The sequence below is a fragment of the Pseudomonas sp. FW300-N1A1 genome (assembly GCF_058789115.1).
The window spans coordinates 1-20975 of sequence record NZ_JBYTBK010000032.1; the positions used below are offsets into that span (position 1 = coordinate 1).

Annotated in this window: 21 protein-coding genes; 10 read left to right on the forward strand and 11 right to left on the reverse strand. The window is 62.3% G+C overall.

The features are described 5' to 3' along the window. Positions 1-90: 90 nt before the first annotated feature. Positions 91-684: a nitroreductase family protein gene (locus tag AC3WQN_RS19440; RefSeq protein WP_095148621.1), complete on the reverse strand. Its 594-nt coding sequence runs from the start codon at positions 682-684 to the stop codon at positions 91-93. A gap of 280 nt (positions 685-964) precedes the next feature. On the opposite strand from AC3WQN_RS19440, the gene AC3WQN_RS19445 reads away from it, so the two are divergent. Both AC3WQN_RS19445 and AC3WQN_RS19450 read left to right on the forward strand, forming a co-directional pair. Beyond that, a complete protein-coding gene (locus AC3WQN_RS19445; protein ID WP_095145576.1) occupies positions 965-1414 on the forward strand; it encodes a YcgN family cysteine cluster protein in 450 nt (149 codons plus the stop codon). A gap of 39 nt (positions 1415-1453) precedes the next feature. Next, positions 1454-2683 (forward strand): hypothetical protein, encoded by a 1230-nt coding sequence (locus tag AC3WQN_RS19450; protein WP_103400498.1) that lies wholly within the window; start codon positions 1454-1456, stop codon positions 2681-2683. 460 nt (positions 2684-3143) lie between these two features. Here AC3WQN_RS19450 and AC3WQN_RS19455 read toward each other — a convergent pair whose 3' ends face one another. From AC3WQN_RS19455 to AC3WQN_RS19470, 4 genes are all read right to left on the reverse strand, one after another. After that, positions 3144-3509 (reverse strand): YgaP family membrane protein, encoded by a 366-nt coding sequence (locus tag AC3WQN_RS19455; RefSeq protein ID WP_103400497.1) that lies wholly within the window; start codon positions 3507-3509, stop codon positions 3144-3146. Positions 3510-3587: 78 nt separating this feature from the next. Continuing rightward, a complete protein-coding gene (locus AC3WQN_RS19460; RefSeq protein WP_095080264.1) occupies positions 3588-4058 on the reverse strand; it encodes an RNA methyltransferase in 471 nt (156 codons plus the stop codon). A 182-nt stretch (positions 4059-4240) separates the two neighbouring features. Continuing rightward, a complete protein-coding gene (locus AC3WQN_RS19465) occupies positions 4241-4618 on the reverse strand; it encodes a YajD family HNH nuclease (RefSeq protein WP_095080263.1) in 378 nt (125 codons plus the stop codon). Between the two features lie 48 nt (positions 4619-4666). Beyond that, positions 4667-5353 carry a spermidine synthase gene (locus tag AC3WQN_RS19470; protein WP_103400496.1) on the reverse strand — a complete coding sequence of 229 codons (687 nt, stop codon included), beginning with the start codon at positions 5351-5353 and terminating at the stop codon, positions 4667-4669. A gap of 99 nt (positions 5354-5452) precedes the next feature. Here AC3WQN_RS19470 and AC3WQN_RS19475 point away from each other — a divergent pair, with 99 nt between their 5' ends. After that, entirely contained in the window at positions 5453-5743 is a 291-nt protein-coding gene (locus AC3WQN_RS19475; protein WP_103400495.1) for a hypothetical protein, read from the forward strand. Here AC3WQN_RS19475 and AC3WQN_RS19480 read toward each other — a convergent pair. Beyond that, positions 5740-6213 carry a cyclic nucleotide-binding domain-containing protein gene (locus AC3WQN_RS19480; protein ID WP_095080260.1) on the reverse strand — a complete coding sequence of 158 codons (474 nt, stop codon included), beginning with the start codon at positions 6211-6213 and terminating at the stop codon, positions 5740-5742. The two genes, AC3WQN_RS19475 and AC3WQN_RS19480, sit on opposite strands and share 4 nt — an antisense overlap. A 136-nt stretch (positions 6214-6349) precedes the next feature. After that, entirely contained in the window at positions 6350-8404 is a 2055-nt protein-coding gene (locus AC3WQN_RS19485) for a S9 family peptidase (protein WP_103400494.1), read from the reverse strand. A 100-nt stretch (positions 8405-8504) separates the two neighbouring features. Between AC3WQN_RS19485 and AC3WQN_RS19490 the strand changes: the two genes are divergently transcribed. The 3 genes from AC3WQN_RS19490 to AC3WQN_RS19500 are packed head-to-tail and all read left to right on the forward strand — an operon-like array spanning position 8505 to position 10364. Further along, the gene (locus tag AC3WQN_RS19490) at positions 8505-9002 is read left to right on the forward strand and encodes an MFS transporter (RefSeq protein WP_103400493.1); all 498 of its coding nucleotides are present in this window, start codon (positions 8505-8507) and stop codon (positions 9000-9002) included. A 30-nt stretch (positions 9003-9032) separates the two neighbouring features. Further along, entirely contained in the window at positions 9033-9809 is a 777-nt protein-coding gene (locus AC3WQN_RS19495; RefSeq protein WP_103400492.1) for a class II glutamine amidotransferase, read from the forward strand. 12 nt (positions 9810-9821) lie between these two features. Further along, the gene (locus AC3WQN_RS19500; protein ID WP_095080256.1) at positions 9822-10364 is read left to right on the forward strand and encodes a DUF2937 family protein; all 543 of its coding nucleotides are present in this window, start codon (positions 9822-9824) and stop codon (positions 10362-10364) included. A gap of 55 nt (positions 10365-10419) precedes the next feature. On the opposite strand, the gene AC3WQN_RS19505 is transcribed toward AC3WQN_RS19500, so the two are convergent. From AC3WQN_RS19505 to AC3WQN_RS19520, 4 genes are all read right to left on the reverse strand, one after another. Next, positions 10420-12531: a TonB-dependent receptor gene (locus tag AC3WQN_RS19505; RefSeq protein WP_103400491.1), complete on the reverse strand. Its 2112-nt coding sequence runs from the start codon at positions 12529-12531 to the stop codon at positions 10420-10422. Between the two features lie 14 nt (positions 12532-12545). Beyond that, a complete protein-coding gene (locus AC3WQN_RS19510) occupies positions 12546-13757 on the reverse strand; it encodes an MFS transporter (protein WP_103400490.1) in 1212 nt (403 codons plus the stop codon). Beyond that, the gene (locus AC3WQN_RS19515; protein WP_103400489.1) at positions 13747-15669 is read right to left on the reverse strand and encodes an IucA/IucC family protein; all 1923 of its coding nucleotides are present in this window, start codon (positions 15667-15669) and stop codon (positions 13747-13749) included. Before AC3WQN_RS19515 ends, AC3WQN_RS19510 begins: the two co-directional genes overlap by 11 nt. Positions 15670-15777: 108 nt before the next feature. Continuing rightward, positions 15778-16707 carry a LysR family transcriptional regulator gene (locus AC3WQN_RS19520; RefSeq protein WP_103400488.1) on the reverse strand — a complete coding sequence of 310 codons (930 nt, stop codon included), beginning with the start codon at positions 16705-16707 and terminating at the stop codon, positions 15778-15780. Positions 16708-16848: 141 nt separating this feature from the next. On the opposite strand from AC3WQN_RS19520, the gene AC3WQN_RS19525 reads away from it, so the two are divergent. From AC3WQN_RS19525 to AC3WQN_RS19540, 4 genes are all read left to right on the forward strand, one after another. After that, positions 16849-18141: an MFS transporter gene (locus tag AC3WQN_RS19525; protein WP_095145590.1), complete on the forward strand. Its 1293-nt coding sequence runs from the start codon at positions 16849-16851 to the stop codon at positions 18139-18141. A 70-nt stretch (positions 18142-18211) separates the two neighbouring features. Beyond that, a complete protein-coding gene (locus AC3WQN_RS19530) occupies positions 18212-18964 on the forward strand; it encodes a 5-oxoprolinase subunit PxpA (RefSeq protein ID WP_103400487.1) in 753 nt (250 codons plus the stop codon). Further along, complete coding sequence (gene pxpB / locus AC3WQN_RS19535; RefSeq protein ID WP_103400486.1) at positions 18961-19665, forward strand: 5-oxoprolinase subunit PxpB; 705 nt, start codon at positions 18961-18963, stop codon at positions 19663-19665. Before AC3WQN_RS19530 ends, pxpB begins: the two co-directional genes overlap by 4 nt. After that, on the forward strand, positions 19662-20579 hold the full coding sequence (locus tag AC3WQN_RS19540; protein ID WP_103400485.1) for a 5-oxoprolinase subunit C family protein: 918 nt from the start codon (positions 19662-19664) through the stop codon (positions 20577-20579). Before pxpB ends, AC3WQN_RS19540 begins: the two co-directional genes overlap by 4 nt. Positions 20580-20975 lie beyond the last annotated feature (396 nt).

Consider the following 20975-nt stretch of genomic DNA (forward strand, 5'->3'; position numbering starts at 1 on the left):
TAATATCAGGTAAACGGCTTCGTTAACTGTCCACCATGTCTCCGAACATGTGTCCACCATGTCCCCGGTCCAAACAGGGGCGGACGCGACTTACAGGGTGAAGTCGCCTTCAGCCGCCAGCTCACTCAGCGGCACGCGCGGGCTTGGCACTTCACGGGCCTGCAGGTACTCGGCCAGGGTGGCCTTGTCACCCAGCTTGCCGATCGCGACGGCGGCGTGCAGCGCGTAGCCTTGCGGAATGTTCAGCTCCTTGCGGGTAAGCTCCTGGTCGAAACCGGCCATGCCGTGGGTGTGCCAGCCACTGAGGGTCGCTTGCAGGGCCAGGTGGCCCCAGGCCGAGCCCGTGTCGAAGGTGTGCCACAGGGCCGGGGTCTCTTCCTCGGCGCCCGGGGCGGTGAAGGTGGTTTTCGAGATCACGATCACCAGGGCCGAGGCGTGTTGCGCCCAGCCGCGGTTGAATTCGTTCAGCAGACCCAGGTAACGCTCCCAGTTCGGCGTATCACGGCGCGCGTACAGAAAGCGCCACGGTTGCGAGTTGTAGGCCGACGGTGCCCAGCGCGCGGCTTCGAAGAAGCTCAGCAGGGTTTCTTCAGGGATGGTTTCGCCGGTAAAGGCGCGCGGTGACCAGCGGTCGGTGAACTGTGGGGCAATGGCGTATTCGGCAACGCGGGGATTGGCGCTCATCAAGAAGTTTCCTGGCAACGTTTATGAATGGGCAGTTGAGTAAAACCGGCGCATGCCGTTGAGCTGGGCAGTGAGGTTTTCCGACCCTTGGCAATTCACCGTGATGCAACGCGCTAGCGCGTTAATGGCACCCTGGCATGGGCCGCTGCGACCCGCCAAGCTACTGCGCCGGCTGAAAACTGACAAGTGCTCTCGTACCGGCAGTCGCCAGCGCTTGGCCCAAGGGGTCGCGGGCACTAGACTGGCGGCCTTTTCTCCTCCTGATGTAGATGCTTGAGCCATGGCCGCCAAAGTCGAACCTTTCTGGATACGCAAAACCCTCGAACAACTCGATCAGCAGGAGTGGGAGTCGTTGTGCGATGGCTGCGGCCTGTGCTGCCTGCAAAAACTCGAGGATGAAGACGACAACAGCGTCTACTACACACGCATCGCCTGCAAACTGCTGGACCTGAAAACCTGCCAGTGCACCGACTACCCGAATCGTCGCGATTCGGTGCCCGACTGCATCCAGCTCACGCCGGGCAAGGCCGATCAATTCAAGTGGTTGCCGCCGACCTGCGGCTACCGCCTGGTCAGTGAGGGCAAGGACCTGCCGCTCTGGCACCACCTGGTGTGTGGTGATCGCGACGCAGTGCACCACGAGCGAATCTCGCAGTCCGGGCGCATGCTCGCCGAGGGCAGCGTGCCGGAAGATGATTGGGAAGATCATCTGATTTTCCGCGCAGGTTGAGACCAGCGTGTTGTACGAATGAATCACGAGGGAGTGTGTATGGCGGTAGGGGTGCGATTGCCGACGGCATTGTCGCTGTTGGTGCTGGGGTCGCCAGTGTGGGCGGTCGAGAAGGTCAATCTGGATTACCACGTGCGCTTGCTGCCGCAAAGCGATCAGGCCGAAGTGCGCTTGACGCTGGCCCAGGGCTCGGCCGTGCGCAGCCTGGATTTCGACCTGGGTGACGGCAGCCATTACAGCGACTTCAAGGCCGATGGCCAGTGGCAGCTTGCGCCCGGCAAAGCCGCGCGCGGCGTCTGGCGCCCGGCGGCCGACAAGACCAGCCTGACCTACCGCGTACGCATCAGCCATACACGCAAGAATGCGGCCTTCGAGACTCGCATGACGCCGGGTTGGGCGTTGATGCGCGGTGACGAACTGGTGCCGGCTGCGCGCCTGGATCAGCGTGACGGTGTTGAACTGGTGGCGCGCCTGGAGTTCGAGTTGCCGTCCGGCTGGAAGAGTGTCGAGACCGCCTGGCCGCGCATCGGCAAGAACCGCTTTCGCATCGACAACGTTTCACGATTGTTTGACCGGCCCACCGGCTGGATGCTCGCCGGCAACCTGGGCAGCCGCCGAACGCGCCTGGGGGAGACCGACGTGACGGTGGCTTCGCCACGCGGGCAGGGCATGCGCCGGATGGACGTACTGACGATGCTGACCTTTGTCTGGCCGCAAGTGCAGACGCTCTACCCTCGCCATCCCGGCAAACTGTTGATCGTTGGCGCGTCGGACCCGATGTGGCGCGGCAGCATGGCCGGGTATGAGTCGATCTACCTGCACAGCCGCCTGCCGGTGATCAGCGAAAGTGGCAGCAGCCCGCTGATCCGCGAACTGACCCAGACATTCGGGCGGATCAGCGACCAGGACCGCAGTGACTGGATCAGCGAAGGGTTTGCCGAGTACTACGCCATCGAGTTGTTGCGCCGTGCCGGTGGCATGAGCGATGAACGGTATCAGGTGTTGGAGAACTCGATGCATTTGCTCGGGCAGAAGGCCGGCACCTTGCGCGGGGAACAGGCCAGTCCGGCGCAGGTCGCCAGGGCGGTGTTGCTGCTGCAGGAACTGGATCGCGAGATTCGCCTGAAAACCCGTAACAAGCGTTCGCTGGACGACATGCTTCGAGGTGTCATGCGCCTGGAACGGGTGAGTACGCAGGAGTTTGTGGCGCTCGCCGAAAGTGTGATCGGCGAGCCGTCGAAGGTGCTCGATACCGAACTGCTCAGATAACCTTAGCCAAACACCTGTGGTGAGGGAGCTTGCTCCCGCTCGTTCGTGGCGCTCGCCGAAAGTGTGATCGGCGAGCCGTCGAAGGTGCTCGATACCGAGCTGCTCAGATAACCTTAGCCAAACACTTGTGGTGAGGGAGCTTGCTCCCGCCCGTTCGTGACGCTCACCGAAAGTGTGATCGGCGAGCCGTCGAAGGTGCTTGATACCGAGCTGCTCAGATAGCCTGAGCCAAACACCTGTGGCGAGGGAGCTTGCTCCCGCTCGTTCGTGGCGCTCGCCGAAAGTGTGATTGGCGAGCCGTCGAAGGTGCTCGATACCGAGCTGCTCAGATAGCCTGAGCCAAACACCTGTGGCGAGGGAGCTTGCTCCCGCTCGAGCGCATAGCGCTCGCAAGAGGTTCAGGGCCGCTTCGCAGCCCGGCGGAAACAAGCGCCCTCGCCACAGGGTGATGTGGTGTTGCTTAAGCCCCGGCTTCAGGCGATTTCAATGAGTCGTTGCCGGTGACCGTTGCGGTGTGGGTGGGCGCTTGTGCATGGGTCTTCAGGGATTTCAGCTCGTCACCGGTGCGCTCGATTTTCGCCCGCGCCTTGTCCAGGTCCCGGCGGCCTTGTTCCAGGAAACTTTTCGCCGAACTGTGGCCGGTGATACCCCGTGCCAGCGCCACGCCGCCGAGTGCGACCTGGACCAGGCCGAACAGCCCGCCACGGCGCAGGCCCTTGCCCACCATCACCACGCCACCGGCCAACGAGCCGATGCGCTCCCAGCCCTGGACATTCTGTGTGGAGGGTGCCTGGTCGATAGGTTCCACGCGTTTGAACTCGCTCATGATCTGTCTCCTCAGGGGGCACTGGATAGAGAGCTGACTGCGCAGGCAGTCGCCTTGTTCCGTTGGCGGTGCAACCGGTCAGCGAAATTTCGGACCGGAGCGGGTGTTGTTGCCCTTGGCCAGTCGGTCGTAGAGCACCACATTGACGGTGGCGGCCAGGTTCATGCAGCCGGTGGTCGGGATGTAGACCACGTCTTCGCACCACTCGCGGATCTCTTTGTCGAGAGAGCCATCTTCCGGGCCGAAGATGTACAGCGCGCGATCCGGGTGGGTGTATTCCGGCAGGGAGCGGGCGCCCTCGACCAGTTCGACCGCGACCGGGACGCAGCCCAGGGGCAGGATCTTTTTCAGGTCGTCGATGCCGATCAGCGGAATGTCGTAGTGGACCTTCTTGGTGTCGGTGACGAAATCGGCGGCGCGCTCATAACGTTTACCGGTGTAGAACACCGAGGCCACGCCATAACAGCCCGCAGCGCGCATCACCGAGCCAACGTTCTCCGGTGATTTGGGGTTATACAAACCAATGCAGCTGTACCGTTTGTCTGCCACGAGCGGGGTGCCTTCGGGAAAAAAACGCGATTATACGGGGATTGGGGGAGGGCGGTCAGATGATCGTTCCCGCGCTCTGCGTGGGAATGCTGCCAGGGACGCTCCGCGTTGCGCTTTGGATGTGACGCAGAGCGTCACGGGATGCATTCCCACGCGGGAGCGTGGGAGCGATCAAATCAACGTTACTCGTCGTCTTTTTTCATCAACCCGGCCAGCGCGGCAAACGGGTTGTGGGTCGCCTTGGCGATTTTCGGGGTGCTCAGGGAGCCGTCGCCGAAGTACTGCTGGTCGGTGTAGCGTGAGTGTTCGTTGTCGTGGCAGTACAGGCACAGCAGCTCCCAGTTGGAGCCGTCCTGCGGGTTGTTGTCGTGGTTGTGGTCGCGGTGGTGCACGGTCAGCTCGCTCAGGCGTTTGCCGGAGAATTCACGGGCGCAGCGTCCACAGACGTGGGGGTACATCTTCAGGGCCTTGTCGCGGTAACCCATTTCCCGGTCGCGCTGGGCGTCGGCGAGGATGCGGTCCAGCTTGGCGGTATTGGATGGAGGTGTTGACGAACTCATGGGTTCACCTTTGTAAAAGACTAATGACGGTTATGACCCAAGTTTAGCTCAGCCCTTGAGCTTCTCGGCAATCCAGATCGTGTGACGGGTGCCCTTGTTGCCGTGGGCGAACACCTGCACTTCTTCGGCCTTGAAGCCGGCCTTTTTCAATTTGTCGGAAAACTGCCGGTCGGCACTGGCCGACCATACCGCCAGTATGCCTTTAGGGCGCAGGGCTTTGGCGCAGGCGCTCAGGCCGCCCGCCGAGTACAGCCAGCTGTTGGCTTTCTGGGTCAGGCCTTCGGGGCCGTTGTCGACGTCGAGCATGATCGCGTCGAATCCCTGCGGTTCGGCTTGCAGCACCTTGGCCACGTCTTCCATGCGGATCACGGTACGTGGGTCGAGCAGCGGGCGCCCGGACTTTTCTCCCAGTGGCCCGCGGTTCCACTCCACCACGCCCGGTACCAGTTCGGCGACCACCACTTCGGCGCTCTTGCCCAGGTGCTTGAGGGCCGAGGCCAGGGTAAAGCCCATGCCCAACCCGCCAATCAGTACCCGCGAGTTCGGCCGGCCGGCCACTTTGCGACAGGGGATTTCGGCCAGGGCGTCTTCGGAACCGTGCATGCGGGTGTTCATCAGTTGCCCGCCATCACCGCCCTGGATCTTGATGACGAAATCTTCGCCGTACTCGAACAGGCACAAGGCACCGCCGTTTTCGGGGATCGGGGTGGTGTCGAGCAGAACGAAACGTTTCATGGGACTCTCATTGAGAAGGGAAAAGCTGTCATTGATCAGGGCAATCCTGCGCGCTTGGGAGTAGCCTTGAGGCCACAAGCCAGGGCAACGGAGCCATTGATGAAGCGCACCATTCTAACGGTCATTGTGTTGGCCGCGCTCTCGATAAGTGCGGCACAGGCGCAAGCGATGCAAGCCGTCCCGATGACACCCTCGGCGGCACCCGGTTCGCCGGGAACCGCAACACCCACCCCCTACCCGCAAATTACCCCGACCGCAGCACCCAAGGCCGGTGGCGGCAGTGGTGGAGCTCCCTTTTTGCCGCCGATCAAGAACCCCGGCCCGCCCAAGGATCAACCCCTGCCGGGGCTTGAGCAGGTTGCGCCAAAACCCAAGACCCCAGGCGTCTAGATCTGCTGGGAAAGCAGCTGGCCGTCGGCCATGCGCAGGCGCCTGGACAATGACACGGCAATGGCGCGGATGATCTTGGCGGCAATCTTCGGCGCGTCGTTGAGCATCTTTTCCAGGGAGTCCTTGCCCAGGTTGAGCAACTGGCAATGACTCGCCGCCACGCAACTGGCCGAGCGCCGCTCGCCGTCGAGCACGGCCATCTCGCCAAATGCCCGGCCGCTGCGCAGGGTCGCGATGGTGACCTGTTGGCCGTCATGACCGGTTTTCTGCACGGCCACCTGGCCGGAGTGAATGATGCACATGAAGCTGCCGGCATCGCCCTCGTGGAAGATTTCTTCGCCCTGGGCAATGGTGCTGATGCTGAAGTAGCCGGCAGCGGCCGTGAAGTCGGCCAGTTGCAGTTGATCGAACAGGCCGCAGTCCATCAGCCAGTCGCGAATTTCGGTGTTCAGTGAGCGTGGTTCTGGCATGTCGTCAATGTCTTTTCTTGTGTCTGTTGCGGGGCTTGATCAGGGGATAACCCTCTATCGTCTGTGGGCGAGGGCCTTCCCGGCCCGCCCCCACATCGGCAAATGATCTCGGATCAGCGCCAGCGGGCGGAGTTCCTCAGGCAATCCCCAGTACCTTGAAGACAAATGCGTATTCGAGGGCTACGTCACGTAATCCTTGATAACGCCCGCTCATCCCGCCGTGGCCGGCACCCAGTTCGGTCTTGAGCAGCAGCAGGTTGTCGTCGGTTTTGCTGGCGCGCAATTTGGCCACCCACTTGGCGGCTTCCCAGTACTGCACGCGGCTGTCGTTGTAGCCGGCGATCACCAGCGTGGCCGGGTAGGCCTGGGCGCTGACGTTTTCGTAGGGCGCATAGGCCTTGATCCGCTCATACACGTGCGGCTCCTGCGGGTTGCCCCATTCGTCGTATTCGGTGACGGTCAGTGGCAGGTCCGGGTCGAGCATGGTGTTGAGGGTATCGACGAAGGGCACTTCGGCAATGGCCGCCGCGAACAGCTCCGGGCGTTGGTTGAGCACCGCGCCGATCAACAGGCCGCCGGCACTGCCACCGCTGATCGCCAGTTGTGACGAGGTGGTGTAGCCGTTGGCAATCAAGTGTTCGGCGCAGGCGATAAAGTCGCTGAAGGTGTTCTGCTTGTGCTCCTGCTTGCCGGCGCGGTACCAGGCTTCGCCCAGCTCACCACCACCACGCACGTGGGCAATGGCAAAGGCCACGCCGCGATCGAGCAGGCTCAGGCGCGAATGGGAGAACCAGGGGTCAAGGCTTTCACCGTAGGCGCCATAACCATAGAGGTAGAGGGGCGTCGGCTGGCCGAGCCGGTCGCGCTTGACCACCAGGCTGATCGGTACCTGCGTACCGTCGGGCGCAGTCGCCCACAGGCGCTGGCTGATGTAGGCATCGGCATCGAAGGGGCCGAGCACGGGGGTTTCCTTGAGGACTTTCTGCTCGCCGCTGGCCAGTTCCAGCTGGCGCACCTGCGCCGGGCGATTCAACGCCTCGTAGCGCAGGCGGATCCGCTCGCTGGCAAATTCCAGGCTGTTGTGCACGTGCAGGCTGTAGGCAGCGTCCGGTAACCGCACCCGGTAGGTCGGCAGCCCCTGAGGGTGAACCTCGATGATCGGCAGCCCGCCTTCACGCAGGCTCAGGGTCATGGCCGTGGCGTTCAGGCTCATGCCGTCGAGCATCACCGTGTCGCTGTGGGGGATCAGGTTTTGCCAGTCGTCCTGGGTCGGCGCCACGCCGGTGTCGACGGTCTGGTACAGGGCAAAGTTGATGCCGTCGCGATTGCTGCGAATCAGCCAGGTCCACTGGTCGTCGAGCTTGCCGTGGTCAACGTCGTACTCGTGGTCTTCAATCCGCGGCGCCAGGCATGTGAAGGCCTGCTGCGGCTGCGTGGCATCCAGGGCCCAGACTTCACTGGTGGTCTTGCTGCCCAGGGACAGCAGCAACTGGCGCTCGGAGCTTGAGCGATAACAGTGCAGGAAAAACCGCCCGTCCGGTTCATGGAAGACTTCTTCGGCAGCCGTACCGTCGAGGCGATAGCGAAACAGTTTGTGCGGGCGATGGGTTTCGTCCAGTTCAGCGAAGAACAGCGTCAGGCTGTCGTTGGCCCAGGTCATGCTGCCATCGCAGTCTTCGAACGCCAGTTCGCTGATCTTGCCGTTGGACAGCTCCTTGACGAACAAGGTGTAGGTCTCGTCGCCGATGGTGTCCAGGCTATAAGCCAGGCGCTGGTGGTCCGGGCTGATGCTGAAGGCGCCCAGCGAGAAGAAGCCGCCATTGGCCAGCTCGTTGGGGTCGAGCAGCAACTGCTCCCGGCTTTCATCGACCTGCAGGCTATCGTCGGCCGGGCGCGGGCAGCGGTAGTGCCGGGCATACTCGTCGCCGGCGATGGTCCGGGTGTAGTACAGGTACGGCCCCCATGGCGACGGCAGCGACAGATCGGTTTCGAGAATCCGGCCCTTGATTTCATTGAACAGGGTTTCGCGCAGCCCGGCCTGATCGGCCAGTTGGGCTTCCTGGTAGTCGTTTTCGGCCTTGAGGTAATCCAGCACGGGGGCGGTGTCCCGCTCCTGCAGCCAGGCATACGGGTCATCACCGTCGGCCTTGCGGGCAATCGGGGCGCTGCAAACGTGGGCGGATCGGGGCATGTGGGGCTCTCGGACGGTGTGCAAAAGGGGCTTCACGGACAGCGGGGCAGCTTGATCCGCGAAAAGCCGTTATCATAAGCGCCTCTTTGCCTGCCATGCCATGGACACCATGACCGAGAACGACTATCTGATCGCTTGGGGCCTTTACGCCTTTGCCGCTTTGGGCTGCCTGTTGGTGTGGATGCGCATGACCCGCTGGATGTGGCGCTGGCTGCGCCAGCCGCTGCGCCTGGTCATGGTGGTGCTGTTGTTCAGCCCGACCATCATTGACCCGGTGAAGGAAAAGTTCGCCCCGGCCATCGCCATCACCGCCCTGGACTTGTTGTTCAAGGTGGGGAACAACGCCTGGCGGGCCATCTCCGACCTGTTCATGTACGGCATGATCACCTTGGGTATCTATCTGATATTCGTGTTCATCCGTTTCCCCATCGAGCGCGCCGCCAACGCGCGCAAGGAACAGGCCGCCGCCGCGAACGCCGCCGCCCGGGCCTCTGACCCCGACGATGACCAACCCTTCGGCGGTGCCGGCGATGATCGTTACGGTCGCCCCCCTGTGCCGAGCAATCCCCAGCGTTCGCGAGTCGAACCCCGCCTTTGATGGCCCCGGCATTGAAGCGAGAGTCCCGGCATGTGTGAATTATTGGGCATGAGCGCCAATGTACCGACCGATATCGTGTTCAGCTTCACCGGGCTGATGCAGCGCGGCGGTCGGACCGGCCCGCACCGGGACGGTTGGGGTATCGGCTTCTATGAAGGTCGCGGCCTGCGCGTGTTCCAGGACCCGGCCGCCAGTTGCGACTCGGAAGTGGCGCAGTTGGTGCAACGCTATCCGATCAAGAGCGAAGTGGTGATCGGGCATATCCGCCAGGCCAACGTCGGCAAGGTCTGCCTGTCCAACACCCACCCGTTCGTGCGCGAGCTATGGGGGCGGAACTGGTGTTTTGCCCATAACGGCCAGCTCGCCGATTTCCAGCCAGTGGCGAGTTTCTACCGGCCGATCGGTGACACCGACAGCGAAGCGGCGTTCTGCGACCTGCTCAACCGAGTGCGCGAAGCCTTCCCGGAGCCCGTGGCGGTCGAACAGTTGCTGCCGAGCCTGGTGGCGGCCTGCGCCGAGTACCGTAACCAGGGCGTATTCAATTGCCTGTTGAGCGACGGCGACTGGCTGTTCTGCTATTGCTCGACCAAGCTGGCCCAGATCACCCGGCGCGCCCCCTTTGGTCCGGCACGCTTGAAGGACGTGGACGTGATCGTCGACTTCCAGGCCGAAACCACGCCCAACGATGTGGTAACGGTGATTGCCACCGAACCCTTGACCGAAAACGAAACCTGGACCCGTTACGAACCGGGCCAATGGAGCCTGTGGCGACGCGGTGAATGCGTCAGCCAGGGCAAGACCGAATAAGGAACAGCCGATATGTTGCTCAGTTATGTGCGCCTGGTGTTGTTTGCCGTCGGCCTGTTGGTGGGGGTGCAGGTACCGGGGTTCATCAATGATTACGCCAAGCGGGTCGAGGCGCACCTGATCGAAGCGCAGACCGGCCTGCGGGGTTTCCAGGGCACGGCCGAGCAGTTTTTCAAGGGTGATCTACAAGCATTGGTGGCCCATTACCGCGCCAGTGAAGACCCGGTATTTCGCAGCGATGCCGACAGCCTGAACACCCTGTTGACCCGGCAACTGGCGCTGGATAAACAGTTCCAGGCCATGCAGGGCCCGTGGTACATCCGCTTCCTGCAGGTGGTCCTGGCCGCCGATCCGGAGATTCGCAAGGAAACCTGGAACGGCTACAGCTACCAGATCCTGCTGACCCCCGAAGCCATGGGCTGGGGGTTGGGTGGGGCGATGCTGCTGTCGTTCGGCCTGGAATGCCTGTTCCGACTGATCGACTGGGTGGTGCTGGGCGGCAAGCGCCTGCGCCAGAGCCGGCCGATCGAAGAGCGGGATTTACGCGGCTTGTAATGCCGAAGAACAGCCAGTCGCCCGCGCAGGAAGCAGTTCCTGCACGGGCGAAGGTTTACCAGTCGAGCGAGTAGCTCATGCTGAACGTACGGCCTTCGGCGTTGGCATAGGGGGCCTTGGCGTTGGACTGGGCGTACAGGTTCTGGTAGTTGCGATCGGTCAGGTTGAATACCCCACCTTCCAGACGGCCGACCGGCAGTTCCACGGAACCGAGCAGGTCCACCAGGGTGTAGCCATCGATGTCGCGTCCGTTGTCATCCTTGAGGGCCGCGTCGTAGCTGGCCAGCTGCATGCCTTGCAGGCGCAGGGTGTAATCGTCCTCGGTATAACCGACGAACAGCGTGGTCTTGGCGGGTGAAATACGCGTGGCCGGCAGGTCGATCCATTTGCCGTTCTGCTGGGTCTCGCCCTTGGCCCAGGCATAAGTCCCCCCCACTGACCAGCGATCGGTCGCGCGGTAGGTCAGGCTGTTTTCGATGCCGCGAACCCGTTCTTTCTGATCGATCAGACGCAACACGCGCTCATTGGCATCGTAGAACTGGGTCACGTCCGAGGTGTTTTCATACACGGTGACGTCGGCTTGCCATTGGTCCCAGTCGCCACGCCAGCCCAGCTCGTAGCTGTCGACCTTGATGGCCTGGGCGTCGAGGGTCTGGATGTTAAAGGAACTGTTCACGTCACGCAGGAAACGCTGGATATCCGGCAGCGAAAAACCCTGGCTGTAGTTGACGAAAACGTCCTGGTTCTCACTCAGGTGATAGACCGCCCCCAGGTTGTACAGGGTGGCGTCGTATTTGAGGGTTTCGCCGGGCAGCGTCGCATAATTGCCGGTCTGGACGATCTCGCCATAGGCGATGCTGTCGGAGACGTCGCTTTCGATCCATTCACGGCGAATACCGCCGCGCACGGTCCAGTCGGCGATGTCCCAGGACATTTGCCCGTAGATGGCCTTGGTGGTGGTCTCGGTATCCGGGCCCAGTTCAAAGGTGGTGCCGGTCTTGGTGTAGTCCAGGCCATTGACGCTGTACTGGTCGCCTCGCTGGGTGGAGCGCTCGTTATCGTAGTCGGCACCCCAGACCAGGTTGCCCGTGGCACTGCCGATGGCCGGCAGCGGTGTATCGATGGCGGCGCGCAGGCCATAGACATTCTGCACGCTGTTGTTGTCGGAGACGCCGGCGTAGCCCCGCGACACGTCAGGGAAAAACAGTGCGTCAGCGCGGCGCCAGTAGCTTTCCAGTTGCAGGCCCTGACCGTGGAAGTCCTTGTCGGTGTAATTGAGATTGACGGCCTGGTTATGGGTATAGGGCTGGTCGTCGAGGTTCAGCCCTTTGATCGCGACGGCTTCCTGCTTGTTTTTCGGGTCCTTGGTGTAGCCGGTGTCCTGTTCGTCCTTGTAGTCCTGCAGCGACAGGCTGACTTTCTTGTTCTCGTCCAGCTCGTAACCGAAACGACCTTGCAGGTCATAGGTCTCGGTGTCCATGTTGCTGCCCTGGGAGGTGTCCTGGGGGATGCGGTCACCGTTGCCGTCGAACTGATCGTTGCGTTGCGTCAGGTCCGCGGACACATACCAGTCCAGGGCATCCTTGCGCCCGGTGGCACTCTGGAAGGCTTCGTAGGCGAAGCCTTTGCGGTTGAAGTTGTTGCCAGTGGTCATGCCCAGTTTGCTGCTGTAGGCAGCGTCCTGGCCCTGATTGCGCTTGGTGATGATGTTGATGATGCCGCCCGAAGCGCCGGCACCGTAGACACTGCTGGCACCGGAGACCACTTCGATGCGCTCGATGCTGGCCGGGGAGATGCTGTTGAGCTGGCGGAAATTGTCGCGCGTGGCGTTCTGCGACACGCCGTCGATCAAGACCAGCACGCTGCGCCCGCGCAAGGTCTGGCCGTAGTTGCTCATCCCGCCGGTGGACGGTGCAAGGCCGGGAACCAATTGCCCAAGAATGTCGGAGACCCGACGACCCGCGCCGCTCTGCTCGCGGATTTGCTGTTCGTCGATCACCTGGACCGAGCCCGGGATCGAGGCAATGCTCGCTTCACTGCGTGTCGCGGAAACGACAGTCGCTTGCATGTTCAGGGCACCGGACTGCTGTTCGGTGTCATCGGCCCAGCTGTGGGCACTGAAGCCACCGAGCAACGGAATCAGCAATGAGAGTTTGGTTCGGGTCATGAGGTCGTCTTTTTCTATTTTTGATGAGCGTGGGTAGATAAAGGTGTGGGAGCAGGTGTCACGGTGAATGCCCGCACCCAACGGATTCCGAGGGCGGCCAGTGCGTAGGTCAGGGCCACCAGCCAGAAGCTGTGGGCCAGGCCGATAACGCCCATGCCGATTCCGCCGAGCACAGTGCCGAGCAAGGCACCGGCCTTGGCCGCACTGTTACCGAGGCCGAGGGCAAAACCCTGCTGGCTGGCGCAAACGGTATTGGCGATCAATGCATAGGCGACGGGAAGCAGGGCGCCTTGCCAGATGCCCCAAACCAGCCGGCTGGCGAGAAAGCCCAGCCATTCGTTGGCCAGTGCCGTGGCGGCCAGCGTCAGGGCGCACAACCAGGCAACACCCTCGATGACGCGCAGGGTGTAGGCCGGTTGCCAGCGGTCGAACAAACGTCCCCACAGCGGTGCGGAAATCGCCAGGGTGGCGGCACTAGCGGCGTAGGTGGCGCCGATCAGCCAGCCCGGAGCGTGCAGGATGTTGGCGACGTACAGGGCGTAGAACGGCTGCGGGATCATCTTCGCGGCCTGGATCAACACGATCACCAACAAGATTGCACTCAGCCAGCCTTTGGGCAGGGCGACGGGCGCAGCGGTTTTTTTCTGCGAGGCCCGCGCCTTGTCCGCCGGCAGGAAAAAACTACCCAGCGCGCATAACAGGCAAATCGCCGTTGCGCCGTAACAGAGCAAGGCGAAGCCCGAGACGTCCATCAGCCAGCCACCCAGTACCGGGCCGATCAACGAGCCGACGGCGGTCGCCGATTGCAGGCGCGCAAGGGTATGGCCCCGCCGGGAACTGTCGCAGCAGGCCAGGGCATAGGCTTGGGCCGCTGCGAGGAAGCCGGCCAGCGCGCCTTGCATCACGCGAATGGCCACCAGCAGCCAGGGATCATCGGTGATGGCCGCGAGCCCTTGGCAGAGCGCCAGCGCCAGCAACGCACGAATGATCATCGGCTTGTGCCCGGTGCGGTCGCCCAGGCGACCCCACATGGGCGTCAGGAGCATGGCCGCGAGCATCGGGCCGGCATACACCAGTGCCGATAGCAGCGCGGTGTAGCCGGCACCCTCTGGCCCGAGCAGATGCTGGATCTGCAAGGGCCAGAACGGACCGCTCATTTCCATGGCGCCCATGGAGACAAACTGGATGACGATCAGCAGTCGTAATGCGCGCCCGTCAGCGAGCATCGGCGCTTGCTCGCAGTGGGTTGCTCAGGCGTCCGACAATGTCGGCATGACTGTCGAGCAAGCGCATGCGCATGAACGACTTTGCCGGCCAGTCCTGCTCCAGCAAGGCCTGGCGTTCGCTTTCCCAGCGTGCCGGTTCGACGCGCTCGCGCACGCTGTCGAAACACTGTGCAACCTGCGTTGCCAGGCGATCCCAAAGGATGCTTTCCGACACATTCCAGTGGCGGGCACAGAGCAATGTCAGTTCACCCAAGTGGCACATGAACGTGGTGTGCAGGAGCTTGTCGCGGACAAAACCTGCGTCGTCGTACAGGGTCATTTTCGGATCGTGCAACTGGATATCCAGGCCCTGGGCGTGCAAGGTTTTGCGATCGATGCGAATGTCACCAAAGTCACGCAGCAACAGACGATTCAGCTGACCGTCAGCCCCCATCACCATGAAGCTGTTTTGCTGGTGGGCTTCGAACGCCACGCCATACATCAGGTAGATGCCCAGCAGCGCCGGCACGGCAATCGACAGGTAATCATCGAAGAACGCCAGCATGGCCTCGCTGTCATCGCGACCCTGAGCCAGCTGTACCCAATCACGCAGCAGCGGTTGTTCGAATTCGTTGACGGCGAACAGGCTGCCGACCGGTATCGCCAGCTCGCCTGCTTGCAGCAGCGTCAGGGGGTTGTCACGGTACAACACGCCGGCATGCCGGGAACGTTCCTCGTCTACCGGTTGTGCGGCGTAGTGCACGCCGATGCGCTCCGGCACGATGTTCAGCAGGCGCTGAATCTGTGGCTCCTGGTCGAGAATCTGCAGCATCAACTGGCTGATGCGCGGTCCCATCCGGGCCGAGCGTGGCGACACGGTGCGTTGCACGCTGGTCAGGCGCAACGCCACGGGCAGCTTGACCATCGGCGCAACGCGGCTGGCCTCGGGTACAACCGTACGGAAGGACATGGTCGGGTGGCCGGTGAAGGCGACGATGTCCGTAATGATCAGCAGGTTGTCCGCGATCTCGTTGGCGAACGAGTGCGGCAGTTCCTCGTGGGCTTGCCAGGGGTGCGACGGCAGCGGGAGGTAGTCGGCTACGTCCAGGCCCCGCTGGTGCAAGTGGTGCTGTAATTGTTCGGCGGCCTGGGGGAAGTGGCCTTGCCACCAGTCCCAGTAATCGGCGGTGCCGGCCAGCGCTTCAACGTGGGCGTACTGGCGGTGCAGGGCGCACAACACGATCGGAAAGCTTGCTTCGAACTCTGGCGAGAACGCGATGACCTGAGCGGCGCTCAAGCCCAGTTTGGTCTTGTAGTTCGGGTGCCACGGATGGCCGAGTGTGCCCCACTGTTCGAGCAGCGACGTCGGGTTCGGATGCCCGGGACTGGCGTGGAGCCAAGCCAGCAGATTGTTGTCGTACCCAGCGCCGATTTGCTCTCTCAGGCGCTCGGTCCAGCCATGGTGGAACGCCAGGCACAGTGTGTCGTTGCTGAAGCTGTCATCCAGTTCCAGGGCCAGACGTTCCAGGACCTGCGGGGAGGCGGACGGGGTGAGCAGCGTGCCGAGGAGAGCGAGCAGTTCGCTGGGTAGCTGGATCTTGTGCGGTTGGCGGTCGGGGGTGTGCAGGACGATGCTGCCGCGCACGTCCCAACTGTTCATCCGTGTACCGGACAGGTGATCGAAGCAGAGTTGCGAACCGTCGCCAAGCGGCAGCCAGCAGCGGTTATTGTCGTCGAACCTGCAAACATCAGGGTTGATCAGGCCTTCGCGAAACAGCGCCTGGATCAGGCGCTGGAAACTGCGTTGGGCGGCAGGATCCAGGGCATTGCACAAATGATCGAGGGTGATGCGGTGGGACTGGAACGCCTCGGTGCCGAGGGCTTCGCTCCAGCGAGAGAGCAACTGCTGTTGATTTTGCGTATAGGCGCGCATCAGGCCCTGTTCCTTGAGGCTGTGGTTGACTGAAAGCGCGCTGAGAATACCGAATTAAAAAATTAATGCAAATGATATCAATTCCTAATTGTATGCAGGGTAAACCTCTCAGATTCTGTCCAGGGGTTTGCTCAACACCATGTATTGCTCACCCACCTCCTGCGCATAGCGCTCCACCACGTGCTGGCACAAAGTCACGATTTCCTCGACCCACTCCGCGCCGACCCGCCAGGACACCACCACCTGCAGATTCGGTGGCCGCTGCTCGATGGTCAGCAAGGTCAATTCGCTGCGCGCCAGTTCTTCTCTGACCAATACCGGCGGCAGCGCGCCGATGCCGAAGCCATCACGCAGCAATCGGGTGATCGCCGATACCGAGTTCACACAACTGAGTCGTGGGCTGGGTACGCCGTTGGCTTGCATCAGGCTGAGCACGTCTTGATGGGGGTGGGAGTTTTTCGAGTAGGTGATGATGCGCTCGTGGCCCAGTTCCGCCACGCTGGTGTAGTCGCGGTTGTAGATCGAGTGGCTGGCGACGATCCAGCCCATCGGGTGGCTGGCCAGGTCCAGGCTGCGCACACTTTCCTGGCGCAACAGGTCGGTTTGCAGGATCAGGTCCAGAAAGCCTTTTTGCAGCTGGTCGCAGAGGTTCAGTGACGTATCGGCGACCAGTTCGATTTCCAGCTGCGGGTAGTGATCGGTGATCTGCGCCACCAGTGGGCTGAGCCAGGTATGAATCACCGTGTCCATCACGCCGATGCGCACCCGCCCGGCCTTGCTGGAGCGGGTTTCCAAAGACTGCTTGAGCGCTTGCATGGTGTCCATCATCTGCTCGGCGTAGTCGAGCACCTTCAAGCCTTCGGGCGTCAGCTTCACGCCCCGTGAGTCGCGCAGAAACAGCTTCACTCCCAGCTCGCTTTCCAGCACCGCGATGCGGCTGGAAATCGAGGCCTGGGTGGTGAAGAGTTTGTCGGCGGTCAGGCGAAAACTTTTCAGCCGGGCGACCCAGACAAAGGTTTCAAGGAATTTGAGGTTCATGGGATCAACTTTTTCTTATGCCTTGGCGGGGGTTTTATTAGTTGGACGGGCAGGGGGCTGTCGTCGAAAAATGCGCCAGACCCACGATATGCGTCGTTGGCGTTCATCACAATACCAATAAAAATCAGCTGGAGATTCGCCATGAGTGCGCCCGACACGACCTCTGTCGCCCAGGACAAGGCCTTGAGCCGCCCCGGTCCCTTTGACTGGTACCGCAATATCAACCAGCAGGAGCGGCGTACGTTCTGGAGCTGCAAGATCGGTTACGGCCTGGATGGCATGGACACCCAGATGCTCAGCTTCGTGGTCCCGACGCTGATCGCCATGTGGGGGATCACCACGGGCGAAGCCGGGCTGATCCACACCAGTACGCTGATCGCCTCGGCCATTGGTGGTTGGGTGGCCGGGATTCTGTCCGACCGTATCGGTCGCGTGCGCACCCTGCAACTGACCGTGCTGTGGTTTGCCTTCTTCACCTTCCTCTGCGGCTTTGCGCAAAACTACGAACAACTGCTGATCGCCCGGACCCTGATGGGCTTCGGCTTTGGTGGTGAGTGGACGGCGGGCGCGGTGCTGATCGGCGAAGTGATCCGCGCCAAGGATCGCGGCAAGGCGGTGGGCATGGTGCAGTCAGGCTGGGCCCTGGGCTGGGGCCTGACGGCGATTCTCTACGCGATACTGTTTTCGATCCTGCCGCCGGAAGATGCCTGGCGCGCGCTGTTCCTGCTCGGCATCGTGCCAGCGGTGTTCGTGATTTTCGTTCGCCGCCTGGTCAAGGACCCGGAAATTTACCGCGAAGCCAAGGCCAAACAGGAACCGAGCAACCCGTCGAAGTTCTACGAGATCTTTGCCCCCGGCATGCTCAGCACCACCTTGCGTGCGTCCATGCTGACCACCGGTGCCCTGGGCGGGTACTACGCGATTACCTCCTGGTTGCCGACCTTCCTGAAAAACGAACGCGGACTGAGCGTGCTGGGCACAGGCGGCTATCTGGCGATGGTGATTGTCGGGTCTTACGTCGGCTATGTGATCAGCGCCTACCTGACTGACATTCTCGGGCGCAAAAAGAACTTCATTTTGTTCGCCGTGGGCTCGTTCACCATTGTCCTGCTCTACACCCAGCTGCCGGTCAGCAACGGTGTCATGCTCTGGCTGGGCTTTCCGCTGGGGTTCTTTGCCTCCGGGATTTTCAGCGGCATGGGCGCATTTCTGACCGAGCTGTTCCCCACCCGGATTCGTGGTTCAGGCCAGGGCTTTTGCTACAACGTAGGGCGTGCATTGGCGGCACTGTTCCCGCTGTTGATCGGCCTGCTCAGCCAGACCGTGCCACTGAGTGTCGGTATCGGAGCGTTCGCGGCGGTGTCTTACGGCGTGGTGATCCTGGCGGCGTTGAGCCTGCCGGAAACCCGTGGCAAGCAACTCGAGGCGCAGTAACGGTCAATCGACGGGGGCTGCTGCAAAGCCCCCTCGGTTAAAATGACAAAATTCCACAGGAGCACTCACCGTGAGCCGCCTGTTATTGAACTGCGACATCGGCGAAAGCTTTGGCAGCTGGACCATGGGTCTGGACGCAGAAGTGATGCCATTCATTGATTGCGCCAACATTGCCTGCGGTTTTCACGCCGGTGACCCTAGCATCATGCGCAAGACCGTCAGCCTGGCATTGAGCCATGGCGTACAAATCGGTGCCCATCCGGCCTATCAGGACCTGGTGGGATTTGGTCGGCGCTCGATGGCGTACAGCGCGCAAGAGCTGCAGGACCTGCTGCATTATCAGATCGGCGCACTGGACGGCATTTGCCGTGCCCAGGGTGGACGCGTGAGTTACGTCAAACCCCATGGTGCGATGTACAACGACATGATGGCCAACCCCGCGCAGTTGCGGGCAGTGATTCAGGCGGTCGCCGCGTATGACCGGCAACTGCCGTTGATGTTGATGGCGACCCGCGACAACAGCGCGGCACAGTTGATCGGTGACGAGTATGGCGTGACGCTGTGGTTCGAGGCGTTCGCCGATCGGGCCTATGACAGCGCCGGACGCCTGGTGTCGCGGCAACAGCCAGGCGCGGTGCATCACGACCCTGCGGTGATTATCGAGCAGGCACTGACCATCGCCCGTGGTGGCGACCTTGTCGCCAGCGACGGCAGTGCCTTGCGGTTGCAGGCCAATACCTTGTGCGTCCACGGTGACAACGCCAGTTCCGTGGCGGCCGTGCGGCGTATCCGCGAGGCCTTGAATCAGCAGGACGCGCTATGAAGCCACGGGTTGAAGTGGTAGCGATCGATTGCCTGATGGTGCGTTTGTTCGATGAAATTGCCGAAACCAACATGCCCTGGATGCTCGCGGCCTGTGCGCGATTGCGCGAAGGTTTCGGCGCGCATTTGATCGATCTGGTGCCGTCCTACACGACGCTGATGGTGCATTACGATCTGCTGGCGTTGAGCCCGGCCCGGGCGCGCGAGCTCATCGGCCAGGCATTGATTGAACTCAAGCCCGATACGCAGGCGGGTGGCCAGTGTCATGTGCTGCCGGTCTGGTATGACTCCAGCGTCGGACCTGAGTTGAGTCTGCTGGCGCAACGCAGCGGCCTGGCGGTGGAGGAGGTGATTCGCCGCCACAGTGGGCGTGAGTATCAGGTGTTCGCCTTGGGGTTTGCCCCAGGCTTTGCCTTCATGGGGCTGGTCGAAGAGGCGTTGGCCGCACCGCGTCTGAATACGCCGCGCAAGCGTGTGGCGGCCGGCAGTGTGGGGATCGCCGAGCGGCAGACCGCCGCCTATCCGGTGGAGTCTCCCGGTGGCTGGAACCTGATCGGTCGCACCCCGGCCAAACTGTTCGACCGTGGGCGTGATGGCTACAGCCTGATGCAACCGGGAGATCGGGTGCGTTTCGAAGCGATCGGCCATGCCGAGTTCGTCAATCTGGGCGGCGACGATACGCCGCTGGAGGTGTTGGCATGAGCCGCTTGACCGTTGAGGCCAGCACCCCGCTGTGCCTGTTGCAGGATGCTGGCCGTTTCGGCGTGCGACACCTGGGCGTCACCCAGGGCGGGGCGGCGGACTGGCTGTCGATGTCCTGGGCCAACAACTTGCTGGGCAACGCCATGGACGCCGCGGTGATTGAAATCACCCTCGGCGGGCTGACACTGGAGGCGCAGGAGGATTGCTGCCTGGCGCTGGCAGGGGCTGACCTTGGGGCGCTGCTGGAGGGGCAGTCGCTGGCACCATGGCGCAGTTTCCTCCTGCGCAAGGGCCAGCGCTTGCAGTTCACTTCACCGTTGCTTGGTGCCCGTGCGTACCTGGCGGCACCGGGCGGTTTCAACGCCCCGGCGGTGCTGGGCAGTTGTGCAACAGTGGTGCGTGAGGAACTGGGTGGCCTGGATGGTTTTGGCCATCCTTTGGCCAGGGGCGCAGAGCTGACTTATTCGGGGCAGGGGCAGACCTTGCGTGAGGTCCCGCGTGACCAGCGGCCCGACTTCACCCAGCAACAACCGCTGGACCTGGTGCTCGGGGCGCAACATGGCCAGTTCAGTGGCCAGAGCCTGTTTGATGCCTTCAACAGCGGCTGGACCCTGGACAGTCGCGGCGATCGCATGGGGATTCGTTTGCTGGGGCCTGCGTTGCAGTATCAGGGCCTGCCGATGATCTCCGAAGGTATCCCGCTGGGGGCGGTCCAGGTCCCGCCGGACGGGCAGCCGATCGTGCTGCTCAATGATCGGCAGACCATTGGCGGGTATCCACGCCTGGGGGCATTGACGCCGCTGTCATTGGCGCGGCTGGCGCAGTGTTTGCCGGGGCAGCAGGTGCGCATGGCGCCGGTGGTGCAGGAAACGGCACACCGGCAGCATGTCGAGTATTTGCAGCGATTCATCTAGACACCGCACCTTCTTCCAGCCCGCGCGAGGTCAGCGGGTACAGCGGGTCTTCGATCATCTCTGGACACCACAGAACCCGTGGCGAGGGAGCTTGCTCCCGCTGGGCTGCGCAGCAGCCCCACAATCGCTGGCCAAGGACATTCTGAAAGACAGCAACAGCCTTGTTGGGGGCGCTTTGCACCCCAGCGGGAGCAAGCTCCCTCGCCACAGACGGGGTACTCGCTTGGAGGGGCTTACTTGGAAAGAAACCGCATCCCTTCTTCCAGCCCGCGCGAGGTCAGCGGGTACAGCGGGTCTTCGATCATCTCTGGACACCGCAGAACCCGTGGCGAGGGAGCTTGCTCCCGCTGGGCTGCGCAGCAGCCCCACAATCGCTGGCCAAGGACATTCTGAAAG

Coding starts and splice junctions, on each gene's coding strand:
- AC3WQN_RS19440 (WP_095148621.1), bottom strand. CDS start 684: ATGAGCGCCAATCCCCGCGTTGCCGAATACGCCATTGCCCCACAGTTC.
- AC3WQN_RS19445 (WP_095145576.1), top strand. CDS start 965: ATGGCCGCCAAAGTCGAACCTTTCTGGATACGCAAAACCCTCGAACAA.
- AC3WQN_RS19450 (WP_103400498.1), top strand. CDS start 1,454: ATGGCGGTAGGGGTGCGATTGCCGACGGCATTGTCGCTGTTGGTGCTG.
- AC3WQN_RS19455 (WP_103400497.1), bottom strand. CDS start 3,509: ATGAGCGAGTTCAAACGCGTGGAACCTATCGACCAGGCACCCTCCACA.
- AC3WQN_RS19465 (WP_095080263.1), bottom strand. CDS start 4,618: ATGAGTTCGTCAACACCTCCATCCAATACCGCCAAGCTGGACCGCATC.
- AC3WQN_RS19470 (WP_103400496.1), bottom strand. CDS start 5,353: ATGAAACGTTTCGTTCTGCTCGACACCACCCCGATCCCCGAAAACGGC.
- AC3WQN_RS19475 (WP_103400495.1), top strand. CDS start 5,453: ATGAAGCGCACCATTCTAACGGTCATTGTGTTGGCCGCGCTCTCGATA.
- AC3WQN_RS19480 (WP_095080260.1), bottom strand. CDS start 6,213: ATGCCAGAACCACGCTCACTGAACACCGAAATTCGCGACTGGCTGATG.
- AC3WQN_RS19485 (WP_103400494.1), bottom strand. CDS start 8,404: ATGCCCCGATCCGCCCACGTTTGCAGCGCCCCGATTGCCCGCAAGGCC.
- AC3WQN_RS19490 (WP_103400493.1), top strand. CDS start 8,505: ATGGACACCATGACCGAGAACGACTATCTGATCGCTTGGGGCCTTTAC.
- AC3WQN_RS19495 (WP_103400492.1), top strand. CDS start 9,033: ATGTGTGAATTATTGGGCATGAGCGCCAATGTACCGACCGATATCGTG.
- AC3WQN_RS19500 (WP_095080256.1), top strand. CDS start 9,822: ATGTTGCTCAGTTATGTGCGCCTGGTGTTGTTTGCCGTCGGCCTGTTG.
- AC3WQN_RS19505 (WP_103400491.1), bottom strand. CDS start 12,531: ATGACCCGAACCAAACTCTCATTGCTGATTCCGTTGCTCGGTGGCTTC.
- AC3WQN_RS19510 (WP_103400490.1), bottom strand. CDS start 13,757: ATGCTCGCTGACGGGCGCGCATTACGACTGCTGATCGTCATCCAGTTT.
- AC3WQN_RS19515 (WP_103400489.1), bottom strand. CDS start 15,669: ATGCGCGCCTATACGCAAAATCAACAGCAGTTGCTCTCTCGCTGGAGC.
- AC3WQN_RS19520 (WP_103400488.1), bottom strand. CDS start 16,707: ATGAACCTCAAATTCCTTGAAACCTTTGTCTGGGTCGCCCGGCTGAAA.
- AC3WQN_RS19525 (WP_095145590.1), top strand. CDS start 16,849: ATGAGTGCGCCCGACACGACCTCTGTCGCCCAGGACAAGGCCTTGAGC.
- pxpB (WP_103400486.1), top strand. CDS start 18,961: ATGAAGCCACGGGTTGAAGTGGTAGCGATCGATTGCCTGATGGTGCGT.
- AC3WQN_RS19540 (WP_103400485.1), top strand. CDS start 19,662: ATGAGCCGCTTGACCGTTGAGGCCAGCACCCCGCTGTGCCTGTTGCAG.